Annotated in this window: 14 protein-coding genes, 2 tRNA genes and 3 rRNA genes; 5 read left to right on the forward strand and 14 right to left on the reverse strand. The window is 57.4% G+C overall.

Features of this window, described 5'->3' with window-relative positions; all coding sequences use genetic code 11:
- Positions 1 to 109: 109 nt before the first annotated feature.
- The 11 genes from rrf to ACL0K2_RS08460 form a co-directional block, all read right to left on the reverse strand.
- Positions 110 to 225: ribosomal RNA gene (gene rrf, locus ACL0K2_RS08410) — 5S ribosomal RNA — on the reverse strand.
- Between the two features lie 154 nt (positions 226 to 379).
- Positions 380 to 3,270, reverse strand: a 23S ribosomal RNA gene (locus ACL0K2_RS08415).
- A 253-nt stretch (positions 3,271 to 3,523) separates the two neighbouring features.
- Positions 3,524 to 3,599: transfer RNA gene (locus tag ACL0K2_RS08420), tRNA-Ala, on the reverse strand.
- A 30-nt stretch (positions 3,600 to 3,629) separates the two neighbouring features.
- Positions 3,630 to 3,706 (reverse strand) — tRNA-Ile (locus tag ACL0K2_RS08425).
- A 91-nt stretch (positions 3,707 to 3,797) separates the two neighbouring features.
- Positions 3,798 to 5,334 (reverse strand): 16S ribosomal RNA (locus ACL0K2_RS08430).
- The 16S, 23S and 5S rRNA genes sit together here with 2 tRNA genes alongside, the layout of an rRNA operon.
- Positions 5,335 to 5,908: 574 nt before the next feature.
- Positions 5,909 to 6,526 carry a protein-methionine-sulfoxide reductase heme-binding subunit MsrQ gene (msrQ, locus tag ACL0K2_RS08435; protein ID WP_045163420.1) on the reverse strand — a complete coding sequence of 206 codons (618 nt, stop codon included), beginning with the start codon at positions 6,524 to 6,526 and terminating at the stop codon, positions 5,909 to 5,911.
- Positions 6,526 to 7,536, reverse strand: coding sequence for a protein-methionine-sulfoxide reductase catalytic subunit MsrP (gene msrP, locus ACL0K2_RS08440; RefSeq protein ID WP_413044222.1), 1,011 nt, complete (start codon positions 7,534 to 7,536; stop codon positions 6,526 to 6,528). Before msrP ends, msrQ begins: the two co-directional genes overlap by 1 nt.
- 58 nt (positions 7,537 to 7,594) lie before the next feature.
- Positions 7,595 to 8,428, reverse strand: coding sequence for a CDP-diacylglycerol--serine O-phosphatidyltransferase (pssA, locus tag ACL0K2_RS08445; protein WP_239610549.1), 834 nt, complete (start codon positions 8,426 to 8,428; stop codon positions 7,595 to 7,597).
- A 153-nt stretch (positions 8,429 to 8,581) separates the two neighbouring features.
- Complete coding sequence (gene ilvC, locus ACL0K2_RS08450; protein WP_413044223.1) at positions 8,582 to 9,598, reverse strand: ketol-acid reductoisomerase; 1,017 nt, start codon at positions 9,596 to 9,598, stop codon at positions 8,582 to 8,584.
- Between the two features lie 45 nt (positions 9,599 to 9,643).
- Positions 9,644 to 10,135 (reverse strand): acetolactate synthase small subunit, encoded by a 492-nt coding sequence (gene ilvN, locus ACL0K2_RS08455; protein ID WP_045163424.1) that lies wholly within the window; start codon positions 10,133 to 10,135, stop codon positions 9,644 to 9,646.
- 2 nt (positions 10,136 to 10,137) lie between these two features.
- A complete protein-coding gene (locus tag ACL0K2_RS08460) occupies positions 10,138 to 11,862 on the reverse strand; it encodes an acetolactate synthase 3 large subunit (protein WP_413044224.1) in 1,725 nt (574 codons plus the stop codon).
- Between the two features lie 401 nt (positions 11,863 to 12,263).
- On the opposite strand from ACL0K2_RS08460, the gene ACL0K2_RS08465 reads away from it, so the two are divergent.
- Positions 12,264 to 12,704 carry a DUF4124 domain-containing protein gene (locus tag ACL0K2_RS08465; protein ID WP_045163426.1) on the forward strand — a complete coding sequence of 147 codons (441 nt, stop codon included), beginning with the start codon at positions 12,264 to 12,266 and terminating at the stop codon, positions 12,702 to 12,704.
- 38 nt (positions 12,705 to 12,742) lie between these two features.
- Here the strand turns inward: ACL0K2_RS08465 and ACL0K2_RS08470 are convergent, their stop codons facing one another.
- Genes ACL0K2_RS08470 through mrcB form a run of 3 tightly spaced genes read right to left on the reverse strand, consistent with a single transcriptional unit; the run spans position 12,743 to position 16,139 of the window.
- Positions 12,743 to 13,075 carry a YqcC family protein gene (locus ACL0K2_RS08470; RefSeq protein WP_045163427.1) on the reverse strand — a complete coding sequence of 111 codons (333 nt, stop codon included), beginning with the start codon at positions 13,073 to 13,075 and terminating at the stop codon, positions 12,743 to 12,745.
- Positions 13,075 to 13,773, reverse strand: a complete 699-nt coding sequence (locus ACL0K2_RS08475; RefSeq protein ID WP_045163428.1) for a tetratricopeptide repeat protein — start codon at positions 13,771 to 13,773, stop codon at positions 13,075 to 13,077. Before ACL0K2_RS08475 ends, ACL0K2_RS08470 begins: the two co-directional genes overlap by 1 nt.
- A 53-nt stretch (positions 13,774 to 13,826) precedes the next feature.
- Positions 13,827 to 16,139: a penicillin-binding protein 1B gene (gene mrcB / locus ACL0K2_RS08480; protein ID WP_045163429.1), complete on the reverse strand. Its 2,313-nt coding sequence runs from the start codon at positions 16,137 to 16,139 to the stop codon at positions 13,827 to 13,829.
- A gap of 154 nt (positions 16,140 to 16,293) precedes the next feature.
- On the opposite strand from mrcB, the gene ACL0K2_RS08485 reads away from it, so the two are divergent.
- From ACL0K2_RS08485 to ACL0K2_RS08500, 4 genes are all read left to right on the forward strand, one after another.
- On the forward strand, positions 16,294 to 17,856 hold the full coding sequence (locus tag ACL0K2_RS08485) for an AAA family ATPase (RefSeq protein WP_045163430.1): 1,563 nt from the start codon (positions 16,294 to 16,296) through the stop codon (positions 17,854 to 17,856).
- A gap of 155 nt (positions 17,857 to 18,011) precedes the next feature.
- Positions 18,012 to 18,764, forward strand: a complete 753-nt coding sequence (locus ACL0K2_RS08490) for a class I SAM-dependent methyltransferase (protein ID WP_413044225.1) — start codon at positions 18,012 to 18,014, stop codon at positions 18,762 to 18,764.
- An 8-nt stretch (positions 18,765 to 18,772) separates the two neighbouring features.
- A complete protein-coding gene (locus tag ACL0K2_RS08495; protein WP_045163432.1) occupies positions 18,773 to 19,045 on the forward strand; it encodes a TfoX/Sxy family protein in 273 nt (90 codons plus the stop codon).
- Between the two features lie 105 nt (positions 19,046 to 19,150).
- Entirely contained in the window at positions 19,151 to 19,948 is a 798-nt protein-coding gene (locus tag ACL0K2_RS08500; protein WP_413044226.1) for a cyclic nucleotide-binding domain-containing protein, read from the forward strand.
- Positions 19,949 to 20,149 lie beyond the last annotated feature (201 nt).

The following is a 20,149-nucleotide window of genomic DNA, read 5'->3' on the forward strand; positions in this document are numbered from 1 at the left end:
ACTCTTCTCGCTAGGCCAATGCTACCGGAGCCCCAAAGCCCAGCGAGTTTTCCCGCGCCCAAAGACAAACCCCCGGTCATCTTTCGATGATCGGGGGTTTGGTGTAGAAGCTTGACGATGACCTACTCTCACATGGGGAGACCCCACACTACCATCGGCGATGCGTCGTTTCACTTCTGAGTTCGGGATGGGATCAGGTGGTTCCAACGCTCTATGGTCGTCAAGCAATTCGGTTGGGGAGTCGGTGTTCAGTCGCTTCCCCTAATTGGGTATGTGATGGTGTTGCTGTATTGGTTTCGCTTGCGAGCGATGCGTCTTTTCGGTTTGTTTGTCGACTTCAACCGTCTGACACGCAAACATCAAATTGTTTGGGTGTTATATGGTCAAGCCTCACGGGCAATTAGTATGGGTTAGCTCAACGCCTCACAGCGCTTACACACCCCACCTATCAACGTCGTAGTCTTCGACGGCCCTTCAGGGAGCTCAAGGCTCCAGTGAGATCTCATCTTGAGGCAAGTTTCCCGCTTAGATGCTTTCAGCGGTTATCTCTTCCGAACATAGCTACCCGGCAATGCCACTGGCGTGACAACCGGAACACCAGAGGTTCGTCCACTCCGGTCCTCTCGTACTAGGAGCAGCCCCTCTCAAATCTCAAACGTCCACGGCAGATAGGGACCGAACTGTCTCACGACGTTCTAAACCCAGCTCGCGTACCACTTTAAATGGCGAACAGCCATACCCTTGGGACCGGCTTCAGCCCCAGGATGTGATGAGCCGACATCGAGGTGCCAAACACCGCCGTCGATATGAACTCTTGGGCGGTATCAGCCTGTTATCCCCGGAGTACCTTTTATCCGTTGAGCGATGGCCCTTCCATACAGAACCACCGGATCACTAAGACCTACTTTCGTACCTGCTCGACGTGTCTGTCTCGCAGTCAAGCGCGCTTTTGCCTTTATACTCTACGACCGATTTCCGACCGGTCTGAGCGCACCTTCGTACTCCTCCGTTACTCTTTAGGAGGAGACCGCCCCAGTCAAACTACCCACCATACACTGTCCTCGATCCGGATAACGGACCAGAGTTAGAACCTCAAAGTTGCCAGGGTGGTATTTCAAGGTTGGCTCCACGCGAACTGGCGTCCACGCTTCAAAGCCTCCCACCTATCCTACACAAGCAAATTCAAAGTCCAGTGCAAAGCTATAGTAAAGGTTCACGGGGTCTTTCCGTCTAGCCGCGGATACACTGCATCTTCACAGCGATTTCAATTTCACTGAGTCTCGGGTGGAGACAGCGCCGCCATCGTTACGCCATTCGTGCAGGTCGGAACTTACCCGACAAGGAATTTCGCTACCTTAGGACCGTTATAGTTACGGCCGCCGTTTACCGGGGCTTCGATCAAGAGCTTCGCTTGCGCTAACCCCATCAATTAACCTTCCGGCACCGGGCAGGCGTCACACCCTATACGTCCACTTTCGTGTTTGCAGAGTGCTGTGTTTTTAATAAACAGTCGCAGCGGCCTGGTATCTTCGACCGGCATGAGCTTACGGGGTAAACCCTTCACCCTCACCGGCGCACCTTCTCCCGAAGTTACGGTGCCATTTTGCCTAGTTCCTTCACCCGAGTTCTCTCAAGCGCCTTGGTATTCTCTACCCAACCACCTGTGTCGGTTTGGGGTACGGTTCCTAGTTACCTGAAGCTTAGAGGCTTTTCCTGGAAGCATGGCATCAACCACTTCTCCTTCTAAAAGAAGGATCGTCATCAGTTCTCGGCATTAAGATCCCGGATTTACCTAAGACCTCTGCCTACCACCTTAAACTTGGACAACCAACGCCAAGCTGGCCTAGCCTTCTCCGTCCCCCCATCGCAGTAACTAGAAGTACGGGAATATTAACCCGTTTCCCATCGACTACGCTCTTCAGCCTCGCCTTAGGGACCGACTCACCCTGCGTCGATTAACGTTGCGCAGGAACCCTTGGTCTTTCGGCGTGCGAGTTTTTCACTCGCATTGTCGTTACTCATGTCAGCATTCGCACTTCTGATACCTCCAGCAAGCTTCTCAACTCACCTTCACAGGCTTACAGAACGCTCCTCTACCGCTCAACTTACGTTGAACCCGTAGCTTCGGTACCTGGTTTGAGCCCCGTTACATCTTCCGCGCAGGCCGACTCGACTAGTGAGCTATTACGCTTTCTTTAAAGGGTGGCTGCTTCTAAGCCAACCTCCTAGCTGTCTGAGCCTTCCCACATCGTTTCCCACTTAACCAGGATTTTGGGACCTTAGCTGACGGTCTGGGTTGTTTCCCTTTTCACGACGGACGTTAGCACCCGCCGTGTGTCTCCCGTGCTGACACTTGCTGGTATTCGGAGTTTGCATCGGTTTGGTAAGTCGGGATGACCCCCTAGCCGAAACAGTGCTCTACCCCCAGCAGTGATACACGAGGCGCTACCTAAATAGCTTTCGAGGAGAACCAGCTATCTCCGAGCTTGATTAGCCTTTCACTCCGATCCACAGGTCATCCGCTAACTTTTCAACGGTAGTCGGTTCGGTCCTCCAGTTAGTGTTACCCAACCTTCAACCTGCCCATGGATAGATCGCCCGGTTTCGGGTCTATTCCCAGCGACTAGACGCCCTATTAAGACTCGCTTTCGCTACGCCTCCCCTATTCGGTTAAGCTCGCCACTGAAAATAAGTCGCTGACCCATTATACAAAAGGTACGCAGTCACCTAACAAAGTAGGCTCCCACTGCTTGTACGCATACGGTTTCAGGATCTATTTCACTCCCCTCTCCGGGGTTCTTTTCGCCTTTCCCTCACGGTACTAGTTCACTATCGGTCAGTCAGTAGTATTTAGCCTTGGAGGATGGTCCCCCCATATTCAGACAAAGTTTCTCGTGCTCCGTCCTACTCGATTTCACTTCTAAGATCCTTTCGCGTACAGGGCTATCACCCACTATGGCCGCACTTTCCAGAGCGTTCCGCTAAAATCAAAGAAGCTTAAGGGCTAGTCCCCGTTCGCTCGCCACTACTAAGGGAATCTCGGTTGATTTCTTTTCCTCAGGGTACTTAGATGTTTCAGTTCCCCTGGTTCGCCTCACACACCTATGTATTCAGTGTGTGATAACCATCTTATGATGGCTGGGTTCCCCCATTCAGACATCTCCGGATCACAGTCTGTTTGCCGACTCCCCGAAGCTTTTCGCAGGCTACCACGTCTTTCATCGCCTCTGACTGCCAAGGCATCCACCGTATGCGCTTCTTCACTTGACCATATAACCCCAAGCAATCTGGTTACTGTCTATAACGTGAAGACGACATTCGCCGAAAATCCGCATTTTGCTCTCTCGAGCATCTCGCAAATTTTACCTTGACTTGAATAATCACCAGTGAAAGTAATTACCCAAATCTACTTCTATCACATACCCAAATTTTTAAAGAACAGTTACTGGCGCAAAGACCAGAAATCAATACACTCCTCTAAGGAATCTATTCATTTCTGTGCTTTCAAGCGATGTCGAGGTAATGGTGGAGCCAAGCGGGATCGAACCGCTGACCTCCTGCGTGCAAAGCAGGCGCTCTCCCAGCTGAGCTATGGCCCCATCTACAGATCGGCCACATCCCATGACAATTGGTGGGTCTGGGCAGATTCGAACTGCCGACCTCACCCTTATCAGGGGTGCGCTCTAACCAACTGAGCTACAGACCCAATCGTCTCTCTCGGGTCGAAACCCAATCGCTTTTCGCTAGTGAATCAAGCAATTCGTGTGGGAACTTATGAAGAAGCTGAAGTCTTCGATTAAGGAGGTGATCCAGCCGCAGGTTCCCCTACGGCTACCTTGTTACGACTTCACCCCAGTCATGAATCACTCCGTGGTAACCGTCCCCCCGAAGGTTAGACTAGCTACTTCTGGAGCAACCCACTCCCATGGTGTGACGGGCGGTGTGTACAAGGCCCGGGAACGTATTCACCGTGACATTCTGATTCACGATTACTAGCGATTCCGACTTCACGCAGTCGAGTTGCAGACTGCGATCCGGACTACGATCGGTTTTATGGGATTAGCTCCACCTCGCGGCTTGGCAACCCTTTGTACCGACCATTGTAGCACGTGTGTAGCCCAGGCCGTAAGGGCCATGATGACTTGACGTCATCCCCACCTTCCTCCGGTTTGTCACCGGCAGTCTCCTTAGAGTGCCCACCATTACGTGCTGGTAACTAAGGACAAGGGTTGCGCTCGTTACGGGACTTAACCCAACATCTCACGACACGAGCTGACGACAGCCATGCAGCACCTGTGTCAGAGTTCCCGAAGGCACCCCTCCATCTCTGGAAGGTTCTCTGCATGTCAAGGCCTGGTAAGGTTCTTCGCGTTGCTTCGAATTAAACCACATGCTCCACCGCTTGTGCGGGCCCCCGTCAATTCATTTGAGTTTTAACCTTGCGGCCGTACTCCCCAGGCGGTCGACTTAATGCGTTAGCTGCGCCACTAAGATCTCAAGGATCCCAACGGCTAGTCGACATCGTTTACGGCGTGGACTACCAGGGTATCTAATCCTGTTTGCTCCCCACGCTTTCGCACCTCAGTGTCAGTATTAGCCCAGGTGGTCGCCTTCGCCACTGGTGTTCCTTCCTATATCTACGCATTTCACCGCTACACAGGAAATTCCACCACCCTCTGCCATACTCTAGCTTGCCAGTTTTGGATGCAGTTCCCAGGTTGAGCCCGGGGCTTTCACATCCAACTTAACAAACCACCTACGCGCGCTTTACGCCCAGTAATTCCGATTAACGCTTGCACCCTTCGTATTACCGCGGCTGCTGGCACGAAGTTAGCCGGTGCTTATTCTGTCGGTAACGTCAAAACAGCAAGGTATTAGCTTACTGCCCTTCCTCCCAACTTAAAGTGCTTTACAATCCGAAGACCTTCTTCACACACGCGGCATGGCTGGATCAGGCTTTCGCCCATTGTCCAATATTCCCCACTGCTGCCTCCCGTAGGAGTCTGGACCGTGTCTCAGTTCCAGTGTGACTGATCATCCTCTCAGACCAGTTACGGATCGTCGCCTTGGTGAGCCATTACCTCACCAACTAGCTAATCCGACCTAGGCTCATCTGATAGCGCAAGGCCCGAAGGTCCCCTGCTTTCTCCCGTAGGACGTATGCGGTATTAGCGTTCCTTTCGAAACGTTGTCCCCCACTACCAGGCAGATTCCTAGGCATTACTCACCCGTCCGCCGCTGAATCAGGGAGCAAGCTCCCTTCATCCGCTCGACTTGCATGTGTTAGGCCTGCCGCCAGCGTTCAATCTGAGCCATGATCAAACTCTTCAGTTCAATACTGCTTGGGTTTTGAGAAAACCCTAAACCTGGCTCAGCAATCGCAAATCTCTTCTCCTAAAAGAAGAGCACTCAATGATTTCTCGTTGAGTACATTGTGATGCTGATAATCTTGCTGACCATCAGTCTTACCTCACAAGCACCCACACGAATTGCTTGATTCAGTTGTTAAAGAGCGTTTCGATCAAGTCTTTCGTCTCAACCGAGGCCGCGCATTCTACAGCAGCCTTGTTTCTCGTCAAGCTGTTTTTGAAGAAGTTTTTCTTTCTCAACCGCTTGCGCTTCCGATCAACCTAGCGTCTCTCGCCAGCGGGAGGCGAATCATACAGCGTCCAAAACCGCTGTCAACCACCTCTTTCAACCGCTTCCGATCAACCCGACCGAAGCTGCCAACAGGACTCAACCTCCACCCTGCCAGCCCGGCGCATTCTACTCGAAGCCGCCTTCCGTGCAAGCCTTTATTTTAGCTAACTTCTTGATTTACAAGACGTTTCGCCAAAGGCCTGCGCCGGAGAAGGTGCGCATTATAGGCACTCACAAAACCACGTCAACGGTTGTTTTCAGTTTTGTTTCAATCAATAGATCGCACTCGCTTCGCCCTGCCGCGGCCAGCGAGCTTTCTTTCTACCGATGGCAACCGTGCCAGCAGCAGAACAGCAGCAACCGTGGCGTAAAGCGCCCAGCGCCCAGCGTCAGCTCGCACGACCCATAACATGTGCAGCAGCACAATCAGGACAATCGGATAAACGATCCGATGCAGTTTCTTCCAGCGCTTGCCCAGCTTGCGCATGCTCCCACGGTTGGACGTAGCGGCGAGTGCCGACAACCCCAGCAGCGCAATCGCGCCCACGGCGATATAGGGCCGCTCGACGAGTTCAGCCGTGAAGCCGGTGAAGTCGAGCCCCAGCAAAAAATACAGATAGGCCGAGACGTGCAGCACTGCATAGGCAAACGACCACAGCCCCAGCTGGCGACGGAATGCGATCCATCCGGACCAGCCTGTGAGTCGCTGCAACGGCGTCATTGCGAGCGAGCACAGCAGCATCACCAGAGCGCCTTGCCCCAAGTTGTCCACCAGCACCTTGCCAGGGTCGGGCCCCAGTGCCGCGATAGCCCCCAAGTACAGCCAATAGCAAGGCACGCTCGCCGCGGCCAGGAACAACAGCAGCCGCCACCATGGGCAGCGCATCAATAGTCCTTGCTCAGATCCATTCCGGCGTACAGGCTCGAAACTTCATCGGCATATCCATTGAATGCAAGCGTTGCCCTGACGTTGGGACTGAACAAACTACCGGGCAGTCGTCGCTCCCTCGCCTGAGACCATCGAGGATGGGAGACGTCGGGATTTACGTTGGCATAGAAGCCATATTCCTGAGGCGCCATTGTCTGCCAAGTGGTTGCCGGCTGCTCCCGAACGAAGCTGATGCGCACAATGGACTTGATGCTCTTGAAACCATACTTCCATGGAACAATCAGGCGCAGGGGCGCGCCATTCTGGTTGGGCAGTACGCGACCATACATGCCGACCACCATCAAACTCAGCGGATGCATCGCTTCGTCCATCCTCAACCCCTCGACGTAGGGCCAGTCGATCAGCGAAAAACCCGTACGCATTCCTGGCATTTGCTCGGGCCTGGCCAGGGTCTCGAAACGCACGAACTTAGCGTTGGAGGTGGGCTCGAGGCTGCGGACCAGTTCAGCTAGCGGAAAGCCCAGCCACGGGATGACCATCGACCACGCCTCGACGCAACGCAAGCGATAGATACGCTCCTCGAGCCGGGGCGCCGCAAACAGGTCTTCGACGGAGTAGGCCCCCGGGTTCGCTACTTCACCATCGACCATGACCGTCCAGGGCTCGGTGACGAGCTTGGGCGCATGAGCTGCGGGATCGCCCTTGTCCGGGCCGAATTCATAGAAGTTGTTGTAGTGCGTCGCATCGCGATAGGGCGTGATGGCCTCGCCTTTGGCGACAACGGCTTCCCAACGCGCCTCACCGCGCTTGGCATCGAACCAAGCAGGCGCATCGTCCGCGTCGACACCTTCGTACCGCCCTTCCTGCGCGCAGGCCATCAGCGGCAAGCCCGCGCAGGCGACAGACAGCGCAGCCCCTTGCATGACCTGCCGGCGATTCAGATAAAGCGCTTCGGGGGTCACCTCGGATTCATGGCAATCGCTGCGACGAGGGATCTTGATAAGCATGATGTGCTCCGCTGCCTTAGGCCTGGGCCATTCAATAGACAGCGGATCACTCTGGAAATCAACTCTCGACGCGTTTGCGACGACGCATCAGGAATTGCACAGGCCCGGAAGCGGCATAGGCAAGGAAGATCAATAGCAGGATACGCGGCGGATCGCTGAACACTACGGCGAAGACCAGGACCACCACCAGGATCGCCACGAAGGGCACCCGCCCTTTGAGATCCAGGTCCTTGAAGCTGTAGTACTTGATGTTGCTGACCATCAACAGGCCGGCCAGGGCGACCAACAGAGCAAACAGCATCACCACGGCGATCGGCAGATCCGCGCCGCGGATGCCCGGCTCGTCCAGCGCCCACACCGCCCACACCGAGCCGGCAACTACACCGGCGGCCGCCGGGCTGGCCAGGCCGATGAACCAGCGCTTGTCGACTTTCCCGATCTGCGTGTTGAACCGTGCAAGACGCAGCGCCGCGCATGCCACATAAATGAACGCGACGGTAAGCCCGACATTGCCCAATCCCGACAACGCCCATTCATAAGCCAGTACGGCGGGTGCGAGACCGAAGGCGACCATGTCCGACAGCGAATCGTATTCGGCACCGAAAGCACTCTGGGTGTTGGTCAAGCGCGCCACCCGGCCATCCAGACTATCGAGCACCATCGCCACGAATACCGTGGCGGCAGCGACATAAAAGTTGCCGTTGATCGCCGTGATAATGCAGAAGAAACCGGCGAAGAGGTTGGCCGTGGTGAACAGGTTGGGGAGCAAGTAAATGCCGCGATGACGCACTTTGCGCCCTTCGGAATCCTGGATTTCTTCGACATGCTCGTCGATCGGCAGCAAGCTCTCCGGCTCGACTGGCTTGTTCGGCTCTTCGGGATGCTCACTCATGTAGTTTTTACCTTACAGCAGGTGTGAATGATTTCGACAGACCCCGGCACTGCGGGTTCAGCCAGGCGCCGGCAGCGGTTTTATACCAGAAGCCAGCAGATCCAATGAAAAAACGCGGCCGAGGCCGCGTTCTTTTTTCAAGCAGGATCGCTATCAGTTCTTGCTCTTGTCCACGATCTTGTTGGCAGCGATCCACGGCATCATGGAACGCAGCTTCTCACCAACCACTTCGATGCCGTGAGCGGCATTGTTGCGGCGGTAGGCAGTCATCGACGGATAGTTGGCAGCGCCTTCGGTGATGAACATCTTGGCGTATTCACCGTCCTGAATGCGCTTAAGTGCGTTGCGCATCGCGGCACGGGATTCGGCGTTAATGACCTCCGGGCCGGTCACGTACTCACCGTACTCGGCGTTGTTGGAGATCGAATAATTCATGTTGGCGATGCCACCTTCGAACATCAGGTCGACGATCAGCTTCAGCTCGTGCAAGCACTCGAAATAGGCCATTTCCGGCGCGTAGCCCGCTTCGACCAGTGTTTCGAAGCCGGCCTTGACCAGCTCGACACAACCACCGCAGAGAACGGCTTGCTCGCCGAACAGGTCGGTTTCGGTTTCGTCCTTGAAGGTCGTCTCGATGATGCCGGTACGGCCACCGCCAACACCCGAGGCGTAGGACAGCGCAACGTTCTTGGCATTACCGGAGGCATCCTGATAGATGGCGATCAGATCGGGGATGCCGCCGCCCTTGACGAACTCGGAACGCACGGTGTGGCCTGGAGCCTTCGGCGCGATCATGATCACGTCGAGGTCAGCACGCGGCACGACCTGGTTGTAATGGATCGAGAAGCCGTGAGCGAAGGCCAGGGTAGCGCCCCTCTTCAGGTTTGGCTCGATCTCGTCACGGTACAGGCGGCCCTGGAACTCGTCCGGGGTAAGGATCATCACCACATCGGCAGCGGCAACAGCAGCTGCAACATTGTCGACCTTCAGACCGTGAGCTTCGGCCTTGGCAACCGATGGCGAGCCCGCACGTAGACCTACAGTGACATCAACGCCTGAATCCTTCAGGTTGCAGGCATGCGCATGACCCTGGGAGCCGTAACCGATGATCGCAACCTTCTTGCCCTGGATGATGGAGAGGTCGCAATCTTTATCGTAGAAAACTTTCATGGAATTACCCCTGTTACTGGCCGGTCGGGCCATTCATTAAACTAATTAGATGCTCAGCACTTTGTCGCCACGGGAAATCCCGGTAACACCGCTGCGCACGACTTCCAGGATCGACGCGGTACCGACCGCCTGGATGAAACTGTCCAGCTTGTCGGTCGTACCGGCCAGCTGGATGGTGTACACATTGGCCGTCACATCGACGATCTGGCCGCGGAAGATGTCCGTGGTGCGCTTGACCTCAGCGCGTTGCGCGCCGGTGGCCTTCACTTTGATCAGCATCAGCTCACGCTCGATGTGAGCGCTTTCCGACAGATCCACCAACTTGACCACCTCGATCAGCTTGTTGAGGTTCTTGGTGATCTGCTCGATCACCTCTTCGTGACCAGCGGTGGTCAGCGTCAGGCGCGAAAGGGTTGGGTCTTCGGTCGGCGCGACGGTCAGGCTTTCGATGTTGTAGTTGCGCTGCGAGAACAGTCCAACCACACGGGACAATGCACCCGGTTCGTTTTCCATCAGCAGGGAAATGATGTGTCTCATGATCAGGTCCGCTCCGTCTTGCTGAGCCACATGTCGCGCATCGCGCCGTCTTTGATTTGCATCGGGTACACATGTTCACTGGTGTCGACGGCGATATCGAGGAAGACCAGGCGGTCCTTCATGGCGAAGGCCTCTTCCATCTTCGGCTTGAGATCTTTGAGGTCGGTAATGCGCATCCCCACGTGCCCATAGGCCTCGACCAGTTTGACGAAGTCCGGCAGGGATTCCATGTAGGAGTGCGAGTAGCGGCTGTTGTACTGCATGTCTTGCCATTGGCGAACCATGCCCAGCGCACCGTTGTTGAGATTGACGATCTTCACCGGCAGGTCGTATTGCAGGCAGGTCGACAGCTCCTGGATGTTCATCTGGATGCTGCCCTCGCCGGTCACGCAGGCGACGTCGGCTTCGGGGAAGTTGAGCTTGGCCCCCATAGCGGCGGGGAAGCCGAAGCCCATGGTGCCGAGACCACCGGAATTGAGCCAGCGGTTGGGCTTGTCGAACCGGTAGTATTGAGACGCGAACATCTGGTGCTGGCCGACATCGGAGGCGACATAGGCCTCGCCGCGGGTCACCTCGCACAGGGTTTCGATGACCGCTTGCGGCTTGATGATGGTGCCGTCGCCCTTGTCATAGGGGAACAGGCCGCGGTTGCCGCACCACTCCTCGATCTGCTTCCACCAGCTGGCAACGGTATCGGCGTTTGGCGTCTGGCCGATTTCCTTGACGATGGCGACCATTTCGGTAAGCACGCTGTCCACCGGGCCGACGATCGGGATGTCGGCCTTGATGGTCTTGGAGATGGAGGCCGGATCGATATCGATATGGATGATTTTGGCATTCGGGCAGAACTTGGTCGCGCCGTTGATCACGCGATCATCGAAGCGCGCGCCGACCGCCAGAATCACATCGGAATGATGCATCGCAAGGTTCGCGGTGTAGCTACCATGCATGCCGAGCATGCCGACGAACTGACGATCGCTACCCGGATAGCAGCCCAGGCCCATCAGAGTATTGGTTACCGGCAGATTGAGCATCTTCGCCAGCTCGGTGAGCTGTGATGATGCCCCGCCCATGATCACGCCACCGCCAGCGTAGATGATCGGCCGTTTGGCGGAGAGCAGCAGTTCCGCCGCCTTGCGAATCTGCCCGGAGTGGCCGCGTACCGCCGGGCTGTAGGAGCGCAGCTTGGCCTTTTTCGGATAGACGTACTCGAACTTCTCGGCGGGGTTGGTCATGTCCTTCGGAATGTCCACGACAACCGGGCCGGGACGTCCAGACTGAGCGAGATAGAACGCTTTCTTCATCACCTCGGGAATTTCCGAAGGATGCTTGATCATGAAGCTGTGTTTAACGATTGGCCGGGAAATACCGATCATGTCGGTTTCCTGGAACGCATCGGTGCCGACCATGTTGCTGGCAACCTGCCCCGAGATCACCACCATTGGAATCGAATCCATATAGGCAGTAGCGATGCCGGTGATGGCATTGGTAGCGCCTGGGCCGGAGGTCACCAGGACGACGCCCGCCTTGCCGGTCGCGCGCGCATAGCCGTCTGCCATGTGAGTAGCGGCTTGTTCATGGCGAACGAGGATGTGCGTGACTTCCTTTTCCTTGAACAGCGCATCGTAGATGTGCAGCAAGGCGCCGCCCGGATAACCGTAGATGTACTTAACGCCTTCGTCACGCAAGAAGCGGACGACCATTTCAGCGCCGGATAAAAGTTCCACGTTGTTCACCTCTAGAACGCCAGATAGCCGCCCCGCGTCGGACCGGCCAGAAATAGGTTTACTGCGAGACAGCGCATGAGCGACGGTGGTCGCCGACTACGTCAGCTGCTGACTAGCAAGTATTAGGAGAACCCCAAAGTGTTGCGGGGCGCTCCTCCCAGCGCGAGGTAACGCGTTGCGGGTGTTACAAGTCGGCGCGGGTGTGCACCTCATGATTGACTGAACGACCCGTTTAACCGGTCGATCAGAACAGCAAGCATGGAATTGTTCGGATTAGGCTCAGCCAAGTCAAGCCCACTGTTGGTCTTCGGGCTGTTTCAGCTGTGATCCAGCGCAGAATGGAGTCGCTCGGGTTTTGCGTATAGTAGCGGCTTGGTTCTGCATCCACAGAAGGGATTAGCATGCGTTTGACGATTCTCGCGGGCGGCCTGCTGCTTGCATTGAGCAGCAGTGTCATGGCTGGCCAGGTTTACAAGTGGGTGGATGCTCAAGGCGTCACCCATTTCGGCGCGCAGCCACCGCAGGGCCAATCCGCCGAAACACTCAACACAGCGACACCGCCCCCCAGACCTGCCGCGGCAGAGGCCGCTGCGCCTGTAGAATCCGAGCCGGCGGGCGAATCGGAACAGCGCAAGATCGATCGACAGGTGAAGCAGCAGGTAGCCGAACAGGAAGCGGAGCGGCAGCGCTACTGCACAACGTTGCGGACCAATCTAGCGCAATTGCAGAACAATCCGCGTGTACGCGTCGAAGAGAAAGGTGAAGTGCGCCGGCTAAATGAAGAGGAACGTCAGGCGCGCATCAGCGAGACCCGGCAAAAGATCACCGAGACCTGCAATTAAGGCAACGGATCGAACGCCAGCTCTTCGGCTGGCGTTCGTCATTTATCGCCGCGACTGATCAGCAAATCGAAGGTTTCCAGCGCCTGCAGCAGGCCGGCCATTTGCTGCGACCGGCCCCGATAGACCACCTCAGCCATCGCCAGAATCCCCGAAACCGTCGGTAGCCCCTCATCGCGTTCCAGGATCACTTTCATCCTGGGCAGAAAAATCCACTGCAACCACTGCTCGAACGACAAGGTATCGACGCAGAACGGCTCCTGGCTGGCGAGCGCCTGGGCATCCGGCGGCGACGAGGCCCATAAGTCATGCACGCGCAATTCACGTTCGATAAGCAGCAACTGATCGGCCAGCTCGGCAACGCGGCGATCCATCACATCGCCACCTTGGCCCGCTCGCGGGCCTGCGCGGCACCCGCTGTATTACCCTGGCGCTCACGGGCCTGGGCGATTAGCTCCCATAGACTCGCCTGCAACGCGGGCCGGCCGCTGGCATAGCTCAGTCCCCGTCGAGAAAGCTGTTCGGCTTGCACGGCGTCGCCTTGGGCCAGGCGTACCTGAGCCAGACGATAAAGCACCTGAGGCTCCCGCGGAGCAATCCGCTGAGCGCGCTCAAGACTGGAGGCGGCACCGTTCAGGTCACCCCCGCCTTGTTGCTGCTGAGCCGTCGTAAGCAATGCCAATACCGGCCCATCAAGCCGTTCGTCAGCCGACAGCGTTCCGCTATTCGAGGGGATGCCGCTGGGCATGGACTGGCTTGGTGCAGGTGTCGGGGCCGGTTGCGGCGCGGTCCACTGCCCAGGCGCACCAGGTACCGGCTCCGTGCTTCTGGAGAATGCAGCATCCGGCGCCGCGAAGACCTGCAACGGCTCCGAATTCTGCTGCGGCACCATGACCATGACGCTTGAATCTTGCGTAGGTTGCGCTGCGGAAACAGACGGACCAGGAGTGCGATAAGGCTGCCGTGCCGAGACCTCCTCCGACACCGGCGCACCCGAATCGACGACGGGTATCGCCCCTCGCTTAACCGTCGCGCACCCCTGCACCAGTACCGCGACCGCCACAACCATCATCCATTGCTTGCTCAATACTCGAACCTCTTGAAATTCCATTAAGCTGGGACCACTCAGGGCAACCAACCGCGAACCCAATCCATGACCGATTCAGCTGGGGCTCGAATACCGCAACCAGGCCCCGGCGCGGGCTCGCTGCCGCGGATATAGGGAATCTGTACGGCGTCAGGGCAATTTTCCAACGTACCCTGCCCGGTTTGCGCATCCACCCAGGCCAGCTCGACGTTCTCGGGCAACGGCATCTGCAGCGGTAATGGATCAGCCCGACGCATGAAATCCGCCCAGATCTGCAATGCCCCGGTTGCGCCGGTCAGCGAAGTCTTGCCGTTATCATCACGACCTAGCCAAACCACTGCCAAAAGGTCCTGACTGAACCCGGCAAACCAGCTATCACGTGAGTCGTTGGTGGTACCCGTCTTACCTGCCAGCGCCAACGACTTCGGCACGTAATTGTAGGCCGAGCGCCCCGTACCTTCGAGCATGACGCGTCGCATGGCGTATTGTGTCAGATAGATCGCACCGGCATCGAAACGCTGCTCGATCTTGAACGGATAGCGACTGAGCGGCTCACCGTCAGCCGCCACAACGCTGCGAATACCGCGCAGCGGCGTATTGAAGCCGCCATTGGCGAGCGTCTGGTACATGCCGGCGACCTCGATCGGTCGCAGACCACCGGCCCCCAGCAGCATCGACGGATAAGCCGGCCACTGCGGCGAAGCGCCCAATCGCTCAAGTGTTTTCAACACATGAGGGACTCCGAGATCGAGCCCCAAGCGCGCGGTGGACAGATTGTAGGAGTTGGCCAGCGCCTGGTAGAGATAAACCGTGCCGTGAGCGGTGCGCCCATAATTCTGAGGCTTCCAGACTTGGCCGTCGGCGCCCTTGACCGAGAACGGTTCGTCATCCAACAGAGTGGTCAGGGTGTACTGACTAGGCTTTTCCAGCGCCGCGAGATAGATAGCCGGTTTGATCAGCGATCCGATGGGTCGCGACGCATCCAGCGCCCGATTGAACCCGGCGAAGCCCGGCTGACGACTGCCCAGCATCGCCTGAAGTTCTCCGGTTTCCGGATTGGTCACCAGCATCGCTCCTTCGACGCCCTCTGCCGCTTTGCCAAGACGCTTCAATGTTTCCGTCATGGCCTGCTCGGCCTTGCGCTGGAGGATCGGATCGAAGCTGGTGAACACCCTCAATCCTTCCTCGGTCAAATCCTCGTCGCGGTAATCCTCGCGCAGCTGGCGTTTGACCAGATCGAGGAACGCCGGATAGGAGCTGTCGGCAAGGCTACCCCGCTGCGTGACGCCAAGTGGCGTCTGCCGAGCCGCTGCAGCTTCTTCTGGTGTCAAAACCTGCTGTTCTTCCAATAGGTCGAGCACAAGATTCCGACGCTCTAAGGCTCGCTCCGGATGACGTCGCGGGTTGTAGTAGGTCGGCCCCTTCACCATGCCGACCAGCAGCGCGATGTGCTGCACTTTCAATTCGGCGAGCGGACGACCGAAGAAATACTGGCTGGCCAATCCAAACCCATGAATGGACCGTCGGCCGTCCTGACCGAGAAACACCTCATTGAGGTAGGCCTCGAGAATCTCATTCTTGTCGTAATGCAGCTCCAGTAGCACTGCCATCATCGCCTCGGTGGCTTTGCGGCTGAGGCTGCGCTCGTTGGTCAAATAGAAATTTTTGACCAACTGCTGGGTCAGCGTACTGCCACCCTGGCGCACTTCGCCGGCAGTGAGATTGACCCAGACAGCCCGTGCGACGGCCTTAGGCGACACGCCGAAGTGATCAAAAAATTCTCTATCCTCGACGGCAACCAGCGTTTCAGCAAGGTAAGGCGGTGCCTGGTCGAGCCTGATGAGAATTCGGTCCTCGTTGTGCGCAGGATACAGCCCGCCGATGGTGACAGGCTCAAGCCGCGCCACCGGAAGCGCTCCCCCGTCGCTGCGTGTTAGTCCGGCCACGAAGTCGCCGGAAAAACGCACCCGAATACGCTGTGACTCTTCGGCCCCTTCGTAAAACCGGAATCCGCGGGTATGCATTTCCACCGCGTTGGCGGCCACCGACATGCTTCCAGGACCATTAACAGCCTTTTCGCGGCGATACCCCAACGCGTCGAGTTCGGTCAGGAAATCTTCCTTGGCGAGCTTCTGCCCAACGAAGAGCTCGAGAGGCCTTGCATAAACCGTAGCGGGAATGGTCCAGCGCTTGCCGGAAAACTTCTCCTGCACCACGGCATCGAGGTATACGGCCACGCCGGCTAATACCACCAGGCCCACGATGGAGAGCTTGATCATCCAGCCCAGCCAGGGACGGGCGCCACCGGAACGGCGTTTGGAACGGGAACGAGAGGAGCGTGCTTTAGTCATGGCGGCGCATTATACGCACTTTGATTTACTCGGCAGACGGCCTCTTGGCGGTTTGCAGGCACCGCGCGTAAAGACATAATGGACCGTTTTCCGAGTGTGTGATCCGCGTCGCGATTGCTCACACGCCCCGCCCAACAATCTGCAAGGAATGACCGTGAGCCAAGCATTGATCGCCGCGTTGCAAAATCCGGCCCTCTATCCCCACCCGGTCGACGGTTTCAGGATCATCGAAACCCACATCTCCTGGGTCATCCTCACCGGAGCCTATGCCTATAAGATGAAAAAGCCGGTGGATTTCGGCTTTCTCAACTTCACCAACCTGGCGGATCGCAAGCATTTCTGCGAAGAAGAACTGCGCCTGAACCAACGCATGGCACCGGACTTGTATCTGCGTGTCCTGCCCATTACCGGCAGCATCGACGCCCCGGTGATCGACGGGGACGGCGAGCCGATCGAGTACCTCCTGCAAATGCGGGAATTCCCACAGACACAGTTGATGGCCGAAGTGCAGGCTCGGGGCGAACTGACCGACGCGCATATAGACGCTCTCGCCGAACAAATCGCCCAGTTCCACCTGAGCATTCCGCAGGTGCCGGCCGAGCACCCTCTGAACAGTGCCGAGGCGATCGTGGCGCCAATGCGGCAGAACTTCGAGCAGATCCGTCCGTTGCTGACCGAGCAATCCGATCTGCAACAGCTCGACGCGCTGTTCGACTGGACCGAAACGAGTATCGCCCGTTTGCAGCCACTGCTGGCACAGCGCACCCAGCAGGGCTTTATCCGCGAATGCCACGGTGACCTGCATCTGGGCAACGCCACCCTCATCGATGATCGGGTGGTGTTGTTCGATTGCATTGAGTTCAACGAACCCTTCCGCCTGATCGACATCGCCTCCGACGCGGCCTTCCTGGCGATGGACCTGGAGGACCGCGGACTGAAATGCCAGGCGCGACGCTTCATTAACGGTTGGCTGGAACGTACCGGTGATTACGCCGCGCTCGAATTGCTCAACCTCTACAAAGCCTATCGGGCACTGGTCCGCGCGAAGGTCAACCTGTTCCGACTGCATCAGGAAGAAGATGCGGTACAGCGCCGGGTGATCCTGCGTCAGTACCGTGGCTACGCCAATCTGGCAGAGAGCTATAGCGCCATTCCGTCTCGCTTCCTCGCCATCACTCACGGCGTGTCGGCAGTAGGCAAGAGCCAGGTCGCGCTGCGCCTGGTCGAGGCGCTGGGGGCGATCAGGTTACGCTCGGATGTCGAACGCAAGCGATTGCATGGCGCGCAACCAGAAGCCCTCGCAGCCGAACTGGATGCTGGTATTTACAGCACGGAAGCTGGCGACGCTACCTATCATCGCCTGCATATGCTGGCCGAGACGGCCCTCAACGCAGGCTTTTCGGTGGTCATCGATGCGACCTACCTCAAGCAACAATATCGCCAGGCGGGCTGGCAGGTCGCTGAATCAACCGGCGTGCCTTTCATGATTCTGACCTGCGAGGCGCCGAATGCGGTTATCGAACAATGGCTCGCCCAACGGCAAGCCCAAGGCGGCGATCCCTCCGATGCGACCATGGCTGTGATCAAGGCGCAGCAGGCATCGCGCGACCCGCTGAGCGAAAGCGAGCAACTGCTCAACCGACAAATCGATACGCCCGAGGCCGGCAGTCTCGACGCGCTGGTCAGTGCGATTCGCCAACGGCTGCCAGGGCTCTAGCGCTTGGGTTGACGCAATCGCGTCGGACGTAACCAGCAGTGTCCAAGCACCGCCGAGGGCAGAACCCGGCGGTGGTTCTATACTTCGACAGGTCTGTCTATGGAAGTCGACCATGCCGCATCGCGTTCTGCCGCCTGTTTTGCCGGACCGCCACCATGAGTGACAGCGTCCGGCTTTTCTCGATTCGATCCGTCGATTACGCTCAATTCCGCCCGTCTTATCCGGAGAGCCTGTTCAGTTGGCTCGCCGAGCAGTGTCCGCGCACACGCTGTGCTCTCGACGTGGCCGCGGGTAGCGGTCAGGCGACGCTCCCTCTGTTAGGGCATTTCGACCGTGTTCTTAGCTGCGATGCCAGCCCCGATCAACTGAGCGGCAGCGCCGACTGGCAATCGGTGCAGCGCTTCGCCGCCCAGGCCGAGCGGCTGCCGCTGCGCGATGGACGAGTCGATCTGATGGTCGTCGCACAAGCGCTGCACTGGTTTGCAACCCCTGCATTTTTTGCCGAGGCGAAGCGAGTGCTCGACTCGAACGGCCTGTTCTGCGCGTGGTGCTACAGCCTACTTCGCATCGATCCCGCACTGGACGAGGTCATCAGTCGCCTGCATGGCGAAACGTTACAGGGTTACTGGCCACGAGGCCGTGAAAGCGTCGATGCGGGCTATCAGGACATCCGGGCTCCGTTCGAAACGATCGAGCCCCCGGAATTCGCCATCGAAGTCCATTGGAACCTGCCCCAGTTGCTTGGCTATCTGCGCACCTGGTCGGCCGTCAAACAATGGCAGCAAGCCTACGACATGGATCCGGTGGCTCAGTTGGAACCCGACCTTGCGCAGCGATGGGGCGACCCGGAGCGGCAACGCAGGATTCGCTGGCCGCTTCATTTTCTCGCCGGCTATCCGGGCCGATAGGAGCGAGCATGCACGACGAGTTGCTGACCCTGAGAAATCTCGGCAAGACATCCGCACAATGGCTGCACGCCTCCGGCATCCACACGGCCGAGGACCTGCGCCGACTCGGCGCGGTCAGCGCTTACCAGGCGGTCAAGTCGCGAGGGTTCAGCGCATCGCGCGTGCTGCTTTATGCCATTGAAGGTGCACTGCGGGACATCAACTGGAAGGAACTGCCAGATGCACTGAAGAGCGAGCTAAACCAGCACCTGGCAAGTTGCGATCACCGAGACAAGAGCTAGCTCACAACCTCTGCGCGGCATGATTTACTCTAGGCTGCTGCGATCTTATTGTGAGCACGCGCATCGCTCTACCTTTGTGAGCCCGCTTGTCCAAGGACTGCCGTCATGTATCTACTCGGGGAACAACCGGCTTACGCCGATCAGCTGATCAACCGTCTGCAGGGGATCCCCGCGCAACTGCTAGAAGGCCTGACACCTTCTGCTCCGCCTGTCGAGGTCAAAGGCTCCGATGATCTGACAGCCGCGCTACCCGAGCAGCAACTTTTCATCATCGAAAGCGGACTTCTACATGCGCTTGTGGATGAAAAACCACTGTTCTACATGCAGGAAGGGGATCTTCTCGGGCTGCGCCAGGGTATCGAACTGCCGGTCTGCCGCTATCGCAGCGACGAATCGATTCGCCTGATTCCCTATTTGCGCAGCGCTGTATTTCAACATATCCATGCCGATCAACGCCGTCAGGAGCTCTTTACCCAGTACCTCATTGGCCAGACGGCGCTGTTATCCGATGCGCTGGCGCGACTCAAACAACCCGAAATCCACCCCACCACCGGATTCCAGCATTTCGCCGCTGGCGAAGAACTGATTCGCCAAGGCGATGACGCGGACAACGTCTTCATCATCATCGAAGGGCATGCAGAAGCGATTGTCGACGGACAGAAAGTCGGCGACGTCCAGCGCGATGAAATTTTCGGCGCCATGGCGGTATTCACCCAGGAAAAGCGCAGCGCCACCGTTGTTGCTACCTCGGCCTGCACCGTCATGCTGATTCCCAAGGACCAGTTCCTCAGCCTGATGCAGAGCAATCCGAAAATTGCTCACAGCCTGATAGAAAGCATGGCCCGGCGTATCGACTTGCTCAACAAGGAAGTCACCCAGCTGCGCTTGCCGCTCACTGCATAACCCACGAAAGGGGCAGCACTGAGCGATGCGAATTTATTTCGCATCAGCTATTGACGACTGAATGAGAATTGTTATTATTAGCACCACTGGTCGCAAGATCAGCCGGTAAGCTGGAAGGCCAGGCAGTTGGACTTTCAGGTTATCTCCTCATCAGGCTAATCACGGTTTTGACCCGGCTCTTGCCGGGTCTTTTTTTGTCTC

The sequence above is a fragment of the Pseudomonas sp. YJ42 genome (assembly GCF_047225135.1).
Taxonomy (GTDB): domain Bacteria; phylum Pseudomonadota; class Gammaproteobacteria; order Pseudomonadales; family Pseudomonadaceae; genus Stutzerimonas; species Stutzerimonas stutzeri_E.

Coding starts and splice junctions, on each gene's coding strand:
- msrQ (WP_045163420.1), bottom strand. CDS start 6,526: ATGCGCTGCCCATGGTGGCGGCTGCTGTTGTTCCTGGCCGCGGCGAGC.
- msrP (WP_413044222.1), bottom strand. CDS start 7,536: ATGCTTATCAAGATCCCTCGTCGCAGCGATTGCCATGAATCCGAGGTG.
- pssA (WP_239610549.1), bottom strand. CDS start 8,428: ATGAGTGAGCATCCCGAAGAGCCGAACAAGCCAGTCGAGCCGGAGAGC.
- ilvC (WP_413044223.1), bottom strand. CDS start 9,598: ATGAAAGTTTTCTACGATAAAGATTGCGACCTCTCCATCATCCAGGGC.
- ilvN (WP_045163424.1), bottom strand. CDS start 10,135: ATGAGACACATCATTTCCCTGCTGATGGAAAACGAACCGGGTGCATTG.
- ACL0K2_RS08465 (WP_045163426.1), top strand. CDS start 12,264: ATGCGTTTGACGATTCTCGCGGGCGGCCTGCTGCTTGCATTGAGCAGC.
- ACL0K2_RS08470 (WP_045163427.1), bottom strand. CDS start 13,075: ATGGATCGCCGCGTTGCCGAGCTGGCCGATCAGTTGCTGCTTATCGAA.
- ACL0K2_RS08475 (WP_045163428.1), bottom strand. CDS start 13,773: ATGATGGTTGTGGCGGTCGCGGTACTGGTGCAGGGGTGCGCGACGGTT.
- mrcB (WP_045163429.1), bottom strand. CDS start 16,139: ATGACTAAAGCACGCTCCTCTCGTTCCCGTTCCAAACGCCGTTCCGGT.
- ACL0K2_RS08490 (WP_413044225.1), top strand. CDS start 18,012: ATGAGTGACAGCGTCCGGCTTTTCTCGATTCGATCCGTCGATTACGCT.
- ACL0K2_RS08495 (WP_045163432.1), top strand. CDS start 18,773: ATGCACGACGAGTTGCTGACCCTGAGAAATCTCGGCAAGACATCCGCA.
- ACL0K2_RS08500 (WP_413044226.1), top strand. CDS start 19,151: ATGTATCTACTCGGGGAACAACCGGCTTACGCCGATCAGCTGATCAAC.